Annotated in this window: 16 protein-coding genes; 8 read left to right on the top strand and 8 right to left on the bottom strand. The window is 64.7% G+C overall.

Translation table 11 applies throughout. The annotated features are described in order from the left end of the window. Positions 1-125 precede the first annotated feature (125 nt). The 5 genes from ACGYLY_RS15075 to ACGYLY_RS15055 all read right to left on the bottom strand — a co-directional run bounded on the left by ACGYLY_RS15075 (position 126) and on the right by ACGYLY_RS15055 (position 5,111). A complete protein-coding gene (locus ACGYLY_RS15075; protein ID WP_395291259.1) occupies positions 126-782 on the bottom strand; it encodes an O-methyltransferase in 657 nt (218 codons plus the stop codon). A gap of 74 nt (positions 783-856) precedes the next feature. Further along, positions 857-2,080 carry a galactokinase gene (galK, locus tag ACGYLY_RS15070; RefSeq protein WP_395291221.1) on the bottom strand — a complete coding sequence of 408 codons (1,224 nt, stop codon included), beginning with the start codon at positions 2,078-2,080 and terminating at the stop codon, positions 857-859. A gap of 102 nt (positions 2,081-2,182) precedes the next feature. After that, positions 2,183-3,061, bottom strand: a complete 879-nt coding sequence (locus ACGYLY_RS15065; protein WP_395291220.1) for a hypothetical protein — start codon at positions 3,059-3,061, stop codon at positions 2,183-2,185. Between the two features lie 149 nt (positions 3,062-3,210). Further along, a complete protein-coding gene (locus ACGYLY_RS15060) occupies positions 3,211-4,803 on the bottom strand; it encodes an MFS transporter (RefSeq protein WP_395291219.1) in 1,593 nt (530 codons plus the stop codon). 161 nt (positions 4,804-4,964) lie between these two features. Continuing rightward, complete coding sequence (locus tag ACGYLY_RS15055) at positions 4,965-5,111, bottom strand: hypothetical protein (RefSeq protein ID WP_395291218.1); 147 nt, start codon at positions 5,109-5,111, stop codon at positions 4,965-4,967. Between the two features lie 102 nt (positions 5,112-5,213). Between ACGYLY_RS15055 and ACGYLY_RS15050 the strand changes: the two genes are divergently transcribed. The 4 genes from ACGYLY_RS15050 (at position 5,214) to ACGYLY_RS15035 (ending at position 9,323) form a co-directional block, all read left to right on the top strand. Beyond that, entirely contained in the window at positions 5,214-6,173 is a 960-nt protein-coding gene (locus tag ACGYLY_RS15050) for a PrsW family intramembrane metalloprotease (RefSeq protein WP_395291217.1), read from the top strand. 12 nt (positions 6,174-6,185) lie between these two features. Beyond that, positions 6,186-7,889, top strand: coding sequence for a SulP family inorganic anion transporter (locus ACGYLY_RS15045; RefSeq protein ID WP_395291216.1), 1,704 nt, complete (start codon positions 6,186-6,188; stop codon positions 7,887-7,889). A gap of 119 nt (positions 7,890-8,008) precedes the next feature. After that, positions 8,009-8,137, top strand: a complete 129-nt coding sequence (locus ACGYLY_RS15040; protein WP_395291215.1) for a hypothetical protein — start codon at positions 8,009-8,011, stop codon at positions 8,135-8,137. Positions 8,138-8,189: 52 nt separating this feature from the next. Further along, positions 8,190-9,323 carry an AI-2E family transporter gene (locus ACGYLY_RS15035; protein WP_395291214.1) on the top strand — a complete coding sequence of 378 codons (1,134 nt, stop codon included), beginning with the start codon at positions 8,190-8,192 and terminating at the stop codon, positions 9,321-9,323. Between the two features lie 8 nt (positions 9,324-9,331). Here the strand turns inward: ACGYLY_RS15035 and ACGYLY_RS15030 are convergent, their stop codons facing one another. Beyond that, entirely contained in the window at positions 9,332-10,003 is a 672-nt protein-coding gene (locus ACGYLY_RS15030; RefSeq protein WP_395291213.1) for a helix-turn-helix domain-containing protein, read from the bottom strand. 115 nt (positions 10,004-10,118) lie between these two features. On the opposite strand from ACGYLY_RS15030, the gene ACGYLY_RS15025 reads away from it, so the two are divergent. Continuing rightward, complete coding sequence (locus ACGYLY_RS15025; protein ID WP_395291212.1) at positions 10,119-10,820, top strand: DUF502 domain-containing protein; 702 nt, start codon at positions 10,119-10,121, stop codon at positions 10,818-10,820. An 18-nt stretch (positions 10,821-10,838) separates the two neighbouring features. Here ACGYLY_RS15025 and ACGYLY_RS15020 read toward each other — a convergent pair whose 3' ends face one another. Both ACGYLY_RS15020 and ACGYLY_RS15015 read right to left on the bottom strand, forming a co-directional pair. Then, positions 10,839-12,068, bottom strand: a complete 1,230-nt coding sequence (locus ACGYLY_RS15020; RefSeq protein ID WP_395291211.1) for a M20 family metallo-hydrolase — start codon at positions 12,066-12,068, stop codon at positions 10,839-10,841. A gap of 78 nt (positions 12,069-12,146) precedes the next feature. Further along, entirely contained in the window at positions 12,147-12,596 is a 450-nt protein-coding gene (locus tag ACGYLY_RS15015) for a pyridoxamine 5'-phosphate oxidase family protein (protein WP_395291210.1), read from the bottom strand. Positions 12,597-12,768: 172 nt separating this feature from the next. Here ACGYLY_RS15015 and ACGYLY_RS15010 point away from each other — a divergent pair, with 172 nt between their 5' ends. From ACGYLY_RS15010 to ACGYLY_RS15000, 3 genes are all read left to right on the top strand, one after another. Then, positions 12,769-13,515, top strand: a complete 747-nt coding sequence (locus ACGYLY_RS15010) for an ABC transporter ATP-binding protein (RefSeq protein WP_395291209.1) — start codon at positions 12,769-12,771, stop codon at positions 13,513-13,515. Positions 13,516-13,530: 15 nt separating this feature from the next. Then, positions 13,531-14,766 (top strand): ABC transporter permease, encoded by a 1,236-nt coding sequence (locus ACGYLY_RS15005; RefSeq protein ID WP_395291208.1) that lies wholly within the window; start codon positions 13,531-13,533, stop codon positions 14,764-14,766. 200 nt (positions 14,767-14,966) lie between these two features. Next, a complete protein-coding gene (locus tag ACGYLY_RS15000; RefSeq protein WP_395291207.1) occupies positions 14,967-16,298 on the top strand; it encodes a tryptophanase in 1,332 nt (443 codons plus the stop codon). Positions 16,299-16,376 lie beyond the last annotated feature (78 nt).

The raw sequence follows: 16,376 nt of genomic DNA, 5'->3' as shown, positions 1-16,376 counted from the left end.
CGGTTCGGTCATTTATATATAATTTAACAATTGACTCCGGATGGAGCCGTATGAACAGTCACGGCCAGATCACTCTCAGCCGAACTCGGTGGTGTTCCCGTTCCGCCGATTCGGCCACCGCCGTCTCAGCGCCGATAGCTCACCGCGATTCCCTCGCCGAGCGGGACGACCGAGGTTTCGAAGTCCGGGTCGTCGCGCACCGCCAGCAGATACTCCGCGATGTCTCGCGTTCCGTCGTCCATCTCCGGGTTCTCGCCCTCGACGGCGGCCAGAATCGCGTCGAAGTCCTGTGCCCCGCTGACCATCGCGTTGTCGGCGATGACGACGCCGCCGGGTGCGACTTTCTCGCGAATCGCGTCCCACGCTTCGGGGTAGCCGTCCTTGTTGTGGTCGATGAGGACCACGTCGAAGGGGCCGTCGTGGCGCTCGACGATTTCGTTCGCGTCGCCGTTCTCGAAGACGGCGCGGTCAGCGAACCCGCCGCGTTCGAGGTAGTCGCGCGCTTCGCGGAGTTCGTCGGCGTCGAACTCCGTGAGGACGATTTCCCCGTCCTCGGGGAGCGCCTCGGCGAACCAGTAGGCGGAGTAGCCGAACCCGGACCCGAACTCGAAAATCCGTTCGGCGTCCACCGCGTACGCCAGAATCCTGAGGAACTGCCCCACGTCGCGTCCGACCGTCGGGAAGTCCTCGCCGCGCTCCTCCATCTCCCGTAGCGTCTCGTCGGGTTCGGCGATGGCGGCGCGCAGGAAGCGTTTCGTCTCGTCGGGGAAGATATCGGTCATGCGTTCGAGTACGCCCGGCGGGAAGTTAACCCCCGTGGGTGCCTCGAATGTATCCGTGACCCGGTTGCCGTCCGTCAGTTCGACGGGCGGTCCTCGACCCGACTCCCCTCGGCGACGGCACACGGGAAGACGTCGGGTTCGATGCCGGTTTCCGCGACGTACGCCGTCCGAACCGCCTCCGCGAAGGGTTCGACGGAATCCGCTCGGACGAGGCTCACAACGCACCCGCCGAATCCGGCGCCGGTCATGCGCGACCCGAGTTCCGCGTCCAGCGTCTCGGCCGTTTCGACCACGAAATCCAACTCCTCGCAACTGACCTCGTACAGGTCGCGGAGGCTTCGGTGGGTTTCGCCCATCAACTCCCCGACGCGCCGCACGTCGCCGCTCTCCATGGCCGCCGCGGCCTCCCGTACGCGTCCGTTTTCGTAGACGACGTGTTCACAGCGCTTTCGCACAATCTCCGGGAGCGTCCCCTTCGCCTCCTCGAACTCGGCCACGGACACGTCGCGGAGCGAGGTGATGTCGTCCGACAGCGACTCGTCCAACAGTTCGACGGCCTCCCGACACTGCGAGACGCGTTCGTTGTACGCCGAATCGACCAACTCGTGTTCGACGTTCGTGTTCGTCACGACGACCCGAACGTCGTCGGCCAAGCGGTAGCGCTCGTACTCCCGCGTCCGGCAGTCGAGAAACAGCGCCCGGTTTCGTTCCCCGAGCGCCACGACGAACTGGTCCATGATTCCACATTCGACGCCGACGAACTCACGTTCGGCCTGCCAACAGCGGTCCGCGAGTTCCGCGGCGGGCTTTCCGAGGTCCCACATCTCGTTCAGCGTGGTTGCCACCGCCAGTTCGAGCGACGCCGACGAGGAGAGGCCGCCGCCCATCGGCACGTCGCCCCCGACCACCATGTCGAAACCGCGGGGGTTCGAGGCGTCTTCGGCCAGCAACCGCGCCACGCCCTCGACGTAGTCGCCCCACGACTCCTCGCTCGTCGGCGAATCGAGCGAAAACGTCCGCGACTCGCCCACGTTGGTCGAATGAACTCGGACGGTGCGGTCGGACGGACCGGACCGGTCGAAACGGTCGGAATGGTCGGCGGAGTCAGCATGCTGACGGACGGCGACCCCGGTTCGGCGGTCGATTGCGACGGGAAGGACGAACCCGTCGTTGTAATCCGTGTGTCCGCCGAGGAGGTTCACCCGCCCGGGTGCCGAAGCCTGGTATAGTTCGCCACCCTCGCCGCCGAAGCGTTCGGTCAGAATCGTCCCGAGACCGGTCGGTTTGCCCTCCGCCATCCGTCACCGACCCCCGCTGTGAGTCATATAGACATACGAAGTTGCCGCGTGCATGCCCACTCGTTCGGGACCGACGGTGTTAATCCGACCGTCGCGGGGCGGTCAGTACTCGCCGTCGAACGGGTCGTCTCCGTTCGGGTTGTTGTCGGTCCGGTTGCTATCGGTCGGATGCTCCCCGATCGAACCGTCGCTCGGACCGCTCACGGCGGGAACGGTTCCCGACGAAGAGCGTCGCACGTCGATGAAGAACTCGACGGCGGCCGCGGTCAGCGCGACTGCGACGGGTGCCGAAACGAGGGCACCGACCACGATGCCGAAGATACCGAAGTTGATGAACAGCGTCCCGACGATGGACGCCACGAACACGAAGACGAGGTATCCGATTCCGAACGAGGCGTACGTCGTCTCGGTGTTCGACTCGCCACGGGCGAGTCGGTTGCTCCGCCGAAGCGCCTCGCCGAGCGAACGGTCGTCCACGACGACGAGGAACGGCGCGCCGTAGAACAGATAGCTGAGGACCAACAGCACGGGCAGCGCGACGAAGAGAAGCGGGGGAAACACCACGCCCACGCTGAACGACAGCAGAAGGACCACCCACACCAGCGCTGTGTACCCGAGCAGGGGAAGGAAGTACTCCTTCGCGTTGCGCGCGAAGTCGTAGTCCCCGGTTTCGACGGCGTCGCGGACGCTCCCGAGATAGCCCGCCGAGAGGACGCTCTCGACGATGATGGTGACGGGCGCGAGGAACAGCAGCGGCGAGACGTGGACGCCCGATGGTCCGTTCGGAAGGCTCACGAACGTCCAGAAGGTCGGTATCGCCGTCGGAAAGCGGAACGTCGCCCCGAAGTGATAACCGGAAATCGTCGTCGCCTTTCGGAGGTTGTCGAAATGCAGGAACGTCGAGAAGAACGGGACGAGCGCGAGCGGTAGTAGCGTTTCGAGGCGGTCGAACCCGTTTTCGAGGTAGTCGGTGAAGCTCACAGGTGAACACCGCCACGGCGACGAACGCGTTCGTTTTGCGCTGGAGGGCGCATACGTAAGGGGCGCACGCACCGAAGATAACTGTTTGCAATCCGCCATGTCATCATCTTTCGGACGAGCGGGTATCGTTCATCCCTCATCGACGCCACTCAGCCGTCTATCTCGGAGACGAAGTGAGTGACTTCCGGCGGTTCGTCGCCGACGTGGAAGGACGTGGCCCGCTTCTGTATCTCGCGGTCGGCCACCGACACGCGCTCGTGCTCCCGGAGGTGGGCCATCCACGTCCCCGTGACGTACACTTCGAAGTAGCGGTCCGGCGTCTCCGTATCCCGGAACACGTTCCAGTACCGCGCGCCGTTTCGCCGTCGAACCCCCTCTAACTCCCGCATGGCGTCCAAAAAGTCGGCCGCCGTCGTCGGGTCGATTCGGTACTCGACGCTGACGAGTATCGGACCGGCGTCGGGCGTCGGTTCGAACTCGGTTTGGGGATCGGACCATTCCTGGGAGGGTCGCAAATCGAGGTCGTCGGTTTCGGGGAACCGCCACCGAACCCCCCCGACGAGGCCGACCAGCAACCCGAGGCCCGCGACGACGAACGTCATCGGCGTACCGAGGTGGTCGGCGACGACGCCCCAACCGAGGCTGCTGACGGCCATCCCGCCGAGGAAGCAGAGCATGAACACTGACAGCGTTCGCGCACGGACCCACTCCGGAGAGAGCGTCTGCACTGCGGTGTTCAGGCTCGACAGGACCGAAATCCACGCGAGGCCGCCGAGCGCGACGGCGACGAGCGCGACGGCGACGGCGTGGACGAGCCCCAGGACCACCAGCGTGAGGCCGAACAGGGCCGACGCCCCGATGACGACCTGATTCGTCGTGAATCGCTGTCGTGCCCGTTCGAGGACGGTGATTCCGGCCGCCGACCCGAGACCCGTAACGCCGAGGACGATGCCGTAGCCACCGGCCCCGAGGCCGAGTTGGTTGCGGACGAGCAGGGGCAACAGCGCCCAAATCGCGCTGGCGAAGGCGATGAATATCACCGTCCGTATCAACACCGAGCGCAGGTCGGGGTCGTTCCGGACGAACCGAACGCCGCGATATATCGACTCCGACAGTCGCTCCGGCGGCAGTTCCGATACCGCCGGTTCCCTTTCCCAGCGATAGACGACGATGAGAACCGCGACGAACGAAACCGCGTTGAGAAAGAACACCGTCGCCGTGCCGGTCGCGGCGAGGATGAGGCCGCCGACCGCCGGACCAACCGCTCGGGCGATGTTGAACCCCACGGCACCTAACGAAATCGCCGCCGGAAGTTCCTTCCGGGGGACCAACTCCGGTTGAATCGCCTGCCACGTCGGGTTCAGGAACGCGGTGCCGATTCCGAGCGAGAACGTGAGCAACAACAGCACCAACGGCGTCGTCGCGCCGACCGCGGTCAGTCCGCTCAGTATCACGGCGGTAACTAACATCCACGCCTGAACCACGAGTAACAGCCACCGCCGGTCGACGATGTCGCCGATGGCACCCGCGGGAAGCGAGACGAGGACGACCGGAAGCGTCGTGGCCGTCTGCACTAACGCGACGAGCAAGGCGGAGGTGGTGAGCGAGGTCATCAGCCACGCCGCGCCGACGTTCTGCATCCACGTCCCGACGTTCGATACGAGCGCCGCCGTCCACATCGCCCGGAAGACGGGTTCGCGAAGCGGTTGCCAGACGGTGATGGATTCCTCTCCGTCGGTCATGCAAGTTCCCCTCGATGCGATGTTTCCCTCGCGCTCGACCTCTCCACTCTCACCGTTCCCCCCGACAGCAACCATCCCCGTTCCCCCGCCAGTGTTCGCTGCCGACGTGTGGAGACGCTCGGAGCGGTCAAAGCTCTGTCCCGTCGAAAACGGCGTGTGACCTATCGCCGTCGCCCCGGCCCCCCTCTCGTGAGGACGAAAAACACCACGACGAGCAGAATCCACACTGCGACCATTTTCACGCCTTCCCGTCCGGTTTCGCCCGATTCGGACGACTGTCCCGCTCTCTCGGTCGATTCGAGCGCCATGCCATCGTGACACCACGAGGGCGAGAATAAAACTGGTGGGCGGTCGTCGTCCCCGCCACACCTGTCACCAATCGTTATGGTACGGCGTGACGTTGTGGGCGTATGGGTGGGAGCGAGGACGATCTGATAGAGACGTCCCTTGAGGGGGAGGACCTCTACGACGTGACGACGTGGGAGGAACGAACGCGAATCGACCGAGCGTCGGTGTTCATCTATCGCGGCCTTACGGACAACTGGCGACGGGTGTTCGTCGCGCTCGCGGTGCTGCTGTTCGTCGCTCAACTCGCCGCGACCGGATTCATCCTCTTTTTGCAACCGGCACTGGGCGTGTTGACCTTCCTGTCAGTCATTCCGGCGTTCGTCCTCGCCGCGATCATCTGGTACGGCGACGAGGTCCAGCGCGAACCGCTCGCGCCGCTGGCGATAACGTTCCTCTTGGGCGTGCTGTTCGCCGGGTTCGCCGCCCTGCTCAACACGACGTTACAGCCGGTCTTCGAACTGATTCCGGTCGTCGGAACGGTTGCCTTCTTCTACGTCGTCGTCGGTCCGGTCGAGGAGACGTCGAAGTGGCTCGCGTCCCGACTGTACGCCTATCGGACGCCGTACCTCGGCGCGGCCATCGACGGCGCGGTGTTCGGCGCGTTCGCCGGACTCGGCTTCGCGACCATCGAGAACTTCACGTACATCACGAACGCGCTGTTCTCGGCGGGACGCCTCCCGATGTCGAGGCTCGCCAGCATCGCCATCGGCACCGCAGCACAGCGGTCGTTCGTCGGACCCGGGCACGTCATCTATGCTTCGTTCGCGGGCTACTACCTCGGATTGGCGAAGGGGAATCCCGAAAACCGCGGTCCCATCGTGGTGAAGGGGCTGCTCATCGCCGTCCTCATTCACGCCACCTACGACACGCTGGTGACGTATCTGCCGTTTCCCGGACTGACGTTCATCGCGTTCGTCGTCGTGTACGACGGCTTCTTCCTCTTCCTCCTCTACCGGAAGATAGCGGCCTACCGGCACAAGTACGAGCAAGCGATGGAGCAACCCGAACGAACCCCGTCGTGACGGTGACGACGGATGGAATCGGACTCACAATCGGGGGACGGGAACGGACTCGCGGGGACTGTCCTCCCCGTCTCGAACTGGCTTCCGCGATACGACCGGTCGTGGCTCCGCGCCGACGCCCTTGCGGGTATCACGGTCGGTGCGGCGGTCCTCCCCGAGGGCATGGCTTACGCGTCGTTGGCCGGGCTGCCGCCCGAAACCGGCCTGTACGCCAGCCTGCTCGCACTCCTCGTCTACGTGTTCGTCGGTACCTCCCGGCAGGTCGTGTACGGTCCCACCTCCGCGCTCGCCATATTGGTCGCCACGGGCGTCGGGTCCGTCGCCGCTGGGTCCCCGGCGGACTACGCGGCCCTCGTCGCGGTGACGACGATGCTCGTCGGACTCGTCTCCGTCGTCGCGTGGCTGTTCCGACTCGGGTTCGTCGTGAACTTCATCTCCGAGTCGGTTCTCACCGGCTTTTCCGCGGGCGCGGCGCTGTACATCACCGCCACGCAACTCGACAAACTGTTCGGGATTCCGCGGGCGAGCGGCACCTTCTTCGAACGTCTCGGGTTCGTCGCGACCCATCTCGGTGCGACGAACCTCCCGACGCTGGCCGTCGGCGTCGGCGCGCTCGCCCTCCTCGTCCTCGGCGAACGCTACGCGAGACGCCTTCCGATGGCCCTCATCGTCGTCCTCCTCGCCACCGGACTGGTCGCCGTGACGGACCTCCAACGCCGGGGTGTCGAAATCGTCGGACGGATTCCGAGCGGACTGCCGCCGCTTTCGATTCCGACGCCGCCGACGGGCACCCTCTCCGACCTCGTCCCCGTCGCGTTCGCGCTCTTCCTGCTCTCCTACGTCGAGGGGATGAGCGCCGTGGAGACGTTCGCCCGACGACACGACGACTCCGTGGACGCGAATCAGGAACTCCTCGCCGACGGCCTCACGAACGTCGCGGCGGGGATCGGTCACGGTTTCGTCGTCGGCGGGAGCATGTCCAGAAGCGCCCTCAACGACGAAATCGGCGGCAAGACGCAACTCGCGAGCGGCGTCGCCGCCGCAGTTCTCGCGCTCGTCCTCGTCTTCCTGACCGACCTGTTCACGACGCTCCCCGAGACGGTGTTGGCGGCGGTGGTCATCGTCGCCGTCGCGGGGTTGGTCGACGTGCCCGAACTCCGCCGCATCTACCGCATCGACAAACTGGAGTTCGGGACGGCGGCGTCCGCCTTTTTCGGCGTCCTCCTCTTCGGCATGTTGGACGGCGTGTTCATCGGCGTGTTCGTCTCGCTCCTCGTCGTCGTGGGGCGTGCGACGTACCCGTACACGGCGACGTTAGGTCGCGTGCCGGACTCCGACGAATTCAGCGACCTATCGCGTCACCCCGAAAACGAGCGCGTTCCCGGCGTCCTCGTCTACCGCGTCGATGCCGAGTTGTTCTTCGCCAACGCGCCGACCATCCGCGCCGAAGTCATCGACGCGGTGGACAGTCGCGACGCTCCCGTCTCCCTCGTGGTCTTCGACATGCGGTCCTCACCCACCATCGACCTCACCGCCGCCGACATGCTGGCCTCGTTGGCCGAGGACCTCGACGAACGCGGTATCGACTTCCGTCTGGCCGAAGCCGACGGCGCGGTCCGGGACGTCCTCGCCGCCACCGGCGCGGGAGTGTTCGACGACATGCCGCTCAACGAACGCGTCGTGACCGTCATCGAGGAGTGGCAACGGGAGCAGTGACGCCAATTTTGATGTTACTGATTCGAAACGACTATTCGAGACACGCGAGACAAACCGATATGAGTTGAACGACCGACACCCTCCTGTTTGCCATTCTACTCGTGCTGGTTGCCATCTGGATGACTCTCGATTACGACGTTCCCGGAACTCATGGCGATTTGATTGCCTTCGGCGGCTTGTTCATCGGTCTGATCGCGTTCGGCGGTTTACTGCTCCCCCTTCTCCCCGACGACGACCAGTCGGAATGACCCCACGGAACTATCATCCTTCTTGACGTATCCTCCGTGTCCGGAGGAGTTCATGAAATTCGAGCGCGACGACGCCCCGAATAGGAACGAACTCGGCTGGTGGCTGTTCGCCACCGCCTTGGCCCTCGTCCTCCTCACGTCGCTCGATACGTATCTCGGCTGGTCGGTGTTCGGCGTCTTCCTCTACTACGTCGCCCGTCCCATCGCCAGACGCCTTCAGCACCGAGGAGTACCGCCGGGTGTGGCGGCCGTGGTCACGCTGACTGTCATCGTTCTCCCGTTCATCGCCCTCCTCGGTGCTATCGCGGTCATCGCGTTCGGACAACTCTCGACGGTTCGCGTCGCCGACGTCGAGCGCCTCGTCCGAACGCTGTTTCCGGGGTTCGATTTTCGAGCGATTCCGACGACGCCGGAACGACTGTCCGACTCGGTCATGGAACTGCTTCGAAACCCGTCCATCCGCTCGTTTCTCTTCCGGATTCGTGGCTTCGTCGGGACGTTCGCGACCCAATCGTACAACCTGTTTCTCACGCTCATCTTCGTCTTCTTCCTCGTCCGGGACGAGCGAAACATCGCGGATTGGTTCCACCGAACCGTCGCGGACGAGGAGACGCGGACGGGGGAGTACCTGCACGCGGTGGACCGCGGCTTGAACTCCGTCTTCTTCGGTTACACGCTGACGATCTTCGTCATCATCGTCCTCTCCGCGGTCATCTACAACCTGCTGAACCTCGTCGCCCCACCGGGCATGGCGATTCCCCAGACCATGCTCGTGGCGATCGCGACCGGACTCGCCACCATCGTTCCGCTCGTCGGCCGGTCCATCGTCTACTTCGCGGTGGTCCTCTTCCTCGCCGTCGTCGCGCTGGAAACCGATCCGATTCGACTCTGGTTTCCGCTCCTGTTCCTCGCCGTCATGGAGATCGTCTTCGACAACGTTGTCCGGACGTACATTCGGCCCTCGCTCTCGGGTCGGCTGTTTCCCACCAGTCTCATCATGTTCGCGTATCTCCTCGGCCCGCCCGTGTTCGGGTGGTACGGAATCTTCCTCGGCCCGTTCGTCATGGTCGTCACGGTGCAGTTCCTGTGGGTCGTCTTTCCGGGACTGCTCGGTCGGAACACGGTCGAAACCGATGACTCCGAAGCGGAGAACGGAAACGACTCGAACGACTCGATAACGACCTGAACGGCCGCCTATTCGCTGATTTCGTTCTCCCCGACGACGAGCGCGTTCGTGAGGAGGTTCGTGTACCCGCGTCGGAGGCGCTCGGACAACGCCTGATGTGAGATACCGAGGTCTGCGGCGAGGTCGGTTCCCGAAATCTCCCGCGGGATATCGTAGTAGCCCTTCTCCAACGCCGCGATGAGCGTCTCGTACTGCTCCTCGGTGAGTCCGTACTGTCCCCGACGGGGGGACTGGTCGAGGCGGTATATCTGTTCGAGTCTGAGCGGAATGTCGTGTTCCTCGCAGTACTCGTACGTCGCTCCGAGCGCATCGCGGGCGGGAAAGAGGATTCGAAGCTGCCACTCGTCGCCCGTCCCCGTGGCGTCGATTATCGTTCCGTTCTCCTCGACGAGGATGTGGATGACGAACTTTGTCTTCCCGACCCACGTCATGCGGAACAACCATTCGTCGTCCAAATCGACGAGGAGTTCCACGTCACCGGTGGTCGGGTCGTCTTCGAGTGCCGCTTGGAGGGCGTCGAACTGCTCCGCTTCGGCCGTCGCCCAGACGTAGGGCATCACTCGGTCTGCTTCGGGTGCGACGACGCGCTCGACTTCGAAGGAAACCCCCGGAACTCGTTCGAGCGTCGCCTCCAGTGCGAACTCCGAGGCCGGAAGCCGCACGACGGCGATAGTACTCATCGGACGAACCTAGGGGCTTCGCATGGATTAGTCTGCTGGCGATCGGCGCGGGTTTCCCAACTGCTGGAATATTCAGCCGGTACGCTCTTTGTCCCCCGCCCGAGTGTGCTGGACGATGGATTCCACGGAGGATTTGTCTGTCGTCGGGAAACTACGGGAGATGGCCTTGACGGGAGTCACCGTCGTCGTTCCCCTCCTTATCACGTTGTACGTCGTCGTCGTCCTGCTCAAATTCGTTCGAAACATGCTGCTGCCGCTCCTCTCGTACGTGCCGGTCGATTCGGTGTTCGTTCTCGGTGGCATCGCCACCGGGGGTATTCTCCTGTTGATTCTGGCCGTCGGGTTTCTCGCCCACTCCCCGTTCGGGGAGCGAGCCATCGACAATTTCGATTACGCCATCAGCCAGATACCCGGACTCGGAACCGTCTACCGGAGCTTTCGGCGGATGGGCGATGCGATGGTCGAGAGCGACGAGGATCACTTTCGGGACGTGAAACTGCTCGAATTTCCGACCGACGACACCTACACGTTCGCGTTCGTGACGGCGGAAACCCCCGAGGAAATCACCGACGCGACTGGCCAAACGGACATGACGACCGTGTTCCTGCCGATGGCCCCCAATCCCGTCATGGGTGGCTTCGTCGTCAACGTGCCCACCGACGACCTCGTCGACATCGACGTCCCGCTCGAAGTGGCGTTCCGAGCCATCGTCACCAGCGGCGTCGGCCTCGACGAGATGGACTCCCACACCGGCGGCCTCAGCGAGGACCAACTCCGGAAACTGACCGGGCAAGAAGTCGTCCGCTCCCAGGACTGAATCCTTTCTCCCGTTCCGTTACCGTGCCAACGACGCCAGTCCCCCCGCGAGCGCCCGCGTCGCCGTCGCACAGTCCTCCCACTCGGTCCACTCGGCGGGGTTGTGCGAAATTCCGTCGCGGGACGGCGCGAACAGCATCGCGGCGTCCGTGACCCCCGCGACGTACATCGTGTCGTGGGCCGCCCCCGAATGCAGGTCCAGCGTTTCGATACCCGCGTTTTCTCCCGCCCCGCGTACCGCCTGACGACAGCGTTTGCTCATCTCCGTCGGTTCGAGGTCGAACCCACGCGAAAACGTCGTCTCGACGCCCCGTTCCGTTTCGATCCGCGACAGCGACTCCTCGGCCCGCGAGACGAGTTCGTTCATCGATTCGTAGCGCACGTCGCGGATATCGACGCCCATCTCGACGGTCCCGGGGACGACGTTCGTCGCGTTCGGCCGCACGTCGAGTTTGCCGACGGTCCCGACCGTCGTCTCGCCGATTTCGGTGGCCCCTCGCTCCACGTCCCCGACGAACTCGCTCGCCGCGGCCAACGCGTCGGTTCGCTCGTCCATCGGCGTCGCTCCCGCGTGGTTCGCCTCGCCGCGAACCGTCACGTCGCAGTGGGTGATCCCCGTGATCGTCGTGACGACGCCGACCGAAGCGCCCGCCCGTTCGAGGCGTCGGCCCTGTTCGACGTGCAGTTCGAGCCACGAATCCCACTCGCTCGCGTCGAGTCGCCCCTCGCCTCGGACGCCCATGGATTCGAGGGCGTCCGCCAGCGTTGTTTGCCCGTCGGTCAGCGCGAGCGCCTCCTCCACGGACCGCTCGCCGACCGCGACCGATGACCCGAGCAGGCCGCTGGCGAACCGTTGGCCCTCCTCCTCGGTGAACGAGACGACGTCGACCGGACGGGACGGTTCGACACCCGCGTCCTGCATCGCCCGAACCGCCTCCAGCGCCGAATACACGCCGAGCGGACCGTCGAAGATGCCCCCCTCGGGAACCGAATCGAGGTGGCTCCCCGCGGCGACCGCTGCCGCATCCGGGTCGGCACCCTCCGGCGTCCACCGCCCGGCGATGTTGCCGACCGCATCCACGCGAACGACCAATCCGGCGTCCTCCAGTCGCTCGACGAAGTACTCCCGCGCCCGTCGGTTGGCCTCCGTTCCCACGAGGACGGTCCGCCCGTGTCCGTCGCCGTCGAGCGCGCCGAACTCCCCGGTCGCTTCGATGTCCGCCCGCAGTCGGTCCCGGTCTACTTCCATGGCTGGGTGTCGGTGACGGGAGGCAAGAAGGTGGGGGTGGTCGGTACGGACTGCCGGAACCGCGAACTCCCCTCCCAGCTAGGACGTGTCCCCCATTCGAGCCGTGAAATCCCAACTATGGAGACGGTCCGGTTCGATTCGAACGGTCACTTCGGTTCGCCCGTCGGACAGGAGTTCACGCGCGAGTCGGGAATCGGTCCCGCCGAGATACCGACCCAACAACTCCCTGAGGAGGTCCTTCTCGGGGTCCTGTTCCACGCTCGCGGTGCCGTTTCCCCGCACCCCGCTGTACGGGGGGTCGTTCGTGGAAACCTCGAACGCGACGGTCGAATCGTTTCGGAGCAACCGCACGATATCGGCGTTCGCGCCGGTGGCACAGCACAGGGTATCGTCCTCGAAGAGGTACCACAACGATACCATCCAGAGGCGTCCCGACGGCGTGTTACACGCCAGTCGAAGCGGAACCGCCGTTCGGTCGAAGAACTCGACGACCTCGGATATCGACCACGCGCCGGAGAGTTCGGTCATGAAGACGCACCACGAACGTCATCGCTCCCGAAGACCGAATACGCTTCGTCGGGCGTGACCACGTTCGACCCCCCCCGACGGTGAGTGTAACCCCGCGACGGGGTTATTTTTCCCCTCGCCGCCGTTCGTGGCATGGAGTAGGGTTTAGACTGTCGGGATGCTAACGAATCCTATGGCAGCACGCCACTCGGCGACGGGGTCCGACGGGGGGCCGAGCGATGCGGTGACGCTGACCGATGTCAGAAAAACGTACTTCCTCGGCGAACCGGTCCACGCGCTCGACGGGGTGGACCTGTCGATTCCGCGGGGGGCGTACACGGCGGTGATGGGACCGAGTGGGTCGGGGAAAAGCACGCTCCTCAACCTCATCGGCTGTCTCGACACGCCGACCGAGGGGACGATTCACATCAACGGACGCGACGTCACCGACCTGTCCGATTCGGAACGCACGACCGTCCGCGGGGAGGAAATCGGCTTCGTCTTCCAGACGTTCAACCTGATGCCGCGTCTGACCGCCCGCGAGAACGTCGCGCTTCCCCTCGTGTTCCGGGGTATTTCGCGCACCGAGCGACGGGAACGCGCCGACGACCTGCTCTATCGCGTCGGCCTCCGCGGACGTGAGGACCACCGACCCAACGAACTGTCCGGCGGGCAACGCCAGCGGGTCGCCATCGCGCGTGCGTTGGCGAACGACCCCGCCATCATCCTCGCCGACGAACCGACCGGGAACCTCGACACCGAGACTGGAAACCAGATAATGGCGCTGTTCGAGGAACTCAACGACGAGGGTAACACCGTGCTGATGGTGACCCACGAGCGCCACATCGCGGAACACGCCGAACGCGTCGTTCACATCCTCGACGGCACCGTCGAACGCGTCGAAGAAATCGACTCACAGCGGCGGGTCGAAGGGCGGTAAAAGCGGGGGTTGGTCGTGGAGTTCAGCGAGACGCTTCGGATGAGTATCCGGGAGATTCGGAGCCACCGCGTTCGCTCTTCGCTCTCCGCGCTCGGCGTCGTCATCGGCATCGCCGCCGTCATCACGCTCGTCACCCTCGGCACCAGCCTTCGCGTTGAGATTTTACAGGAGTTCACCGGCGGCCACGCGCCGAACGTGTACGTCTGGGCGGGTCCGCCCGGTGGGCAACCCGGGACCGGCGCGCAACCCGTGTTCACCGCACACGACATCGCCCATCTCCGCGGTCTCGACGGGGTAGCGGCCGTCGTCCCGCGAGGCGTACTGCCCGTTATCGCGCTCGCTCACGACGGGCAGACGGTGAGTCAGAACGGGATCGTGGCCACGACGCCGGACCAGTTCCGAACCCGGGAATTCGCCCACGGCGAGTCGTTCGAACAGGGAAAACGCCAGGTCGTCCTGAACCCGGCGGCGGCACGTCTGTTCGACGATGACCTCTCTGTCGGCGACCGAATCGGTATTCGAACGGCCGACGGGACCACCGTTCACGCCCGCGTCGCCGGAATCCTCGCCCGGTCGAGCGGAAACGGCCAGTTCGACAGCGGCGGGTCGCTCCCGCAGGTGTACGTCCCGACGCGACCGTTCTACGGTTCGACCGTCGAGAGTCCGACGCGGGGCACCGCCCAGCGCGTCTATCCGCTGGTCACGGTGGTCGCCGAAAACCACGAACGGATTCCGGAGAGCAAACGGGCGGTGAAATCCTACCTCCGTTCGAACTCCGACGCGGCGCGACTCACGCCCGACGAGTACGACATCCGGGTCCGAACCGATCGGGACCTCGTGAACCGGGTGAGGGACGTACTCACGACGCTGACGACGTTCATCACGAGCATCGCGGTCATCTCGCTCGTCGTCGCGGCCATCGGCATCGCCAACATCATGTTAGTGAGCGTGACCGAACGTACCCGCGAGATCGGCATCATGAAAGCCGTCGGCGCGCAGAATCGCGACGTCCTCCAGTTGTTTCTCACGCAGGCAGTGTTGCTCGGCATCATCGGATCCGTCTTCGGCGTTGCGATCGGTGCCCTCGCCGGGTACGCCGCAACCCGGTACGTCGGCCTTCCGCTCGTCTTCGCGTACGAAGCGGTCCCCGTGGCCATCGGCGTCGGTCTCCTCGTCGGCGTGGTGACGGGACTCTATCCGGCGTGGAACGCGGCCCGGGTGGACCCCATCGACGCGCTCCGCTACGAGTGAATCGCACGGACACTTCGGGCATCGACCCCGGTCCGGAACTCGTCGATGAACTGACCGATGTGGGGACTCGAAGCCGTCGAAACACGGATGGACTATCGATAGTACCGATGTGCAAATCCGGTGACCGACGCCCGGAAACGCCCGTTTTCGACCGATGATTTCTCAGCAGGGTTAAGGCACTGACCGTTCCTATTTCGACCATGCGAGCCTACCGGGCCAAAGTCGTCGAACCGATTCACCTCCCCGACCGCGACGAACGCGAAGCGAACATCGAAGAAGCCGGCTACAACGTCTTCAATCTCGACTCCGAGGACGTGTTCATCGACCTGCTGACCGACAGCGGCACGGGCACGATGAGCGACGAACAGTGGGCCGCGATGATGCGCGGCGACGAAGCGTACGCGGGCAGTGACAGTTTCAAACGCCTGCAGAAGAGCGTCTCGGACGTGATGGGCTTCGAAAAGATCGTCCCCGCCCACCAGGGCCGCGGCGCGGAGAACGTCCTCTACGGCGTTCTCGTCTCCGAGGGCGACTACGTCCCCAACAACACGCACTTCGACACGACGCGGGCGCACGTCGTCAACAACGGCGGAAATCCCGTCGATTGTCCCGTTGACGTCGCGCCGGACGACCCGTTCCAGGGCAACCTCGACCCGGACAAAGTCCGCGAACTGGCCGAGGAGGTCGGTGCCGAAAACATCCCCGCGCTCGTCGTCACCATCACCAACAACTCGATGGCGGGGCAACCCGTGAGCGTTCAGAACCTCCGCGAGGCGCGCGAGGTGGCCGACGAACTCGACGCCACGTTCGTCATCGACGCCTGCCGGTTCGCCGAGAACGCCTACTTCGTTCAGCAGCGCGAAGCCGAGTTCGAGGTCGAGAGTGTCGCCGACATCGCACGCGAGGAGCTTTCGTACGCGGACGCCATCGTCATGAGCGGAAAGAAGGACGCGCTCGCCAACATCGGCGGGTTCGTCGGCGTGCGCGACGGCGAACTGTTCGAACACGCGAAACAGCGCGGCATCCTCTACGAGGGCTTTTCGACCTACGGCGGCCTCGCCGGCCGCGACTTGGAGGCCATGGCCGTCGGTCTCCGCGAGGCGGTCACGCAACCGTACATCGAATCCCGCGTCGAGCAGGTCGCGGAACTGGGCGACCTCCTCATCGGCGCCGGCGTTCCGATTTACGCGCCGACCGGCGGCCACGCGGTGTACGTGAAGGCCGAGGAGTTCCTGCCGGACATCCCGCGCGAGCAGTTCCCCGGGCAGGTGCTCGCGGGCGAACTCTACCGCGAGGGTGGCGTTCGCGCCGTCGAACTCGGCGAGTTCGCCTTCCCGGGCGAGGACCGCCCCCAACTCGTTCGGCTCTGTCTCCCCCGCCGAACCTACTTCCGCGAACATCTGGAACACATCGCGGAGACATTCGAGGCGGTCGGCGAGCGGCGCGACGAACTCTCCGGCCTGGAAATCGTCTGGGAACCGCCGATGGAGGAACTGCGCCACTTCAGCGCGAAACTGGAACCCGTCGAGTGACGCCGAGACGGCAATTTGGTTGATGCCGACTCGTTCGGCCCGTCGTCTCGAAACTCTCACGAGAGCTATGGAGTGCTA

Origin of the sequence: Haladaptatus sp. CMAA 1909 (genome assembly GCF_043952005.1) — an archaeon.
Classification (GTDB): Archaea; Halobacteriota; Halobacteria; order Halobacteriales; family Haladaptataceae; genus Haladaptatus.
The sequence above is the reverse complement of the archived record's forward strand: the minus strand, read 5'-3'. Positions and strand labels throughout refer to the sequence as shown.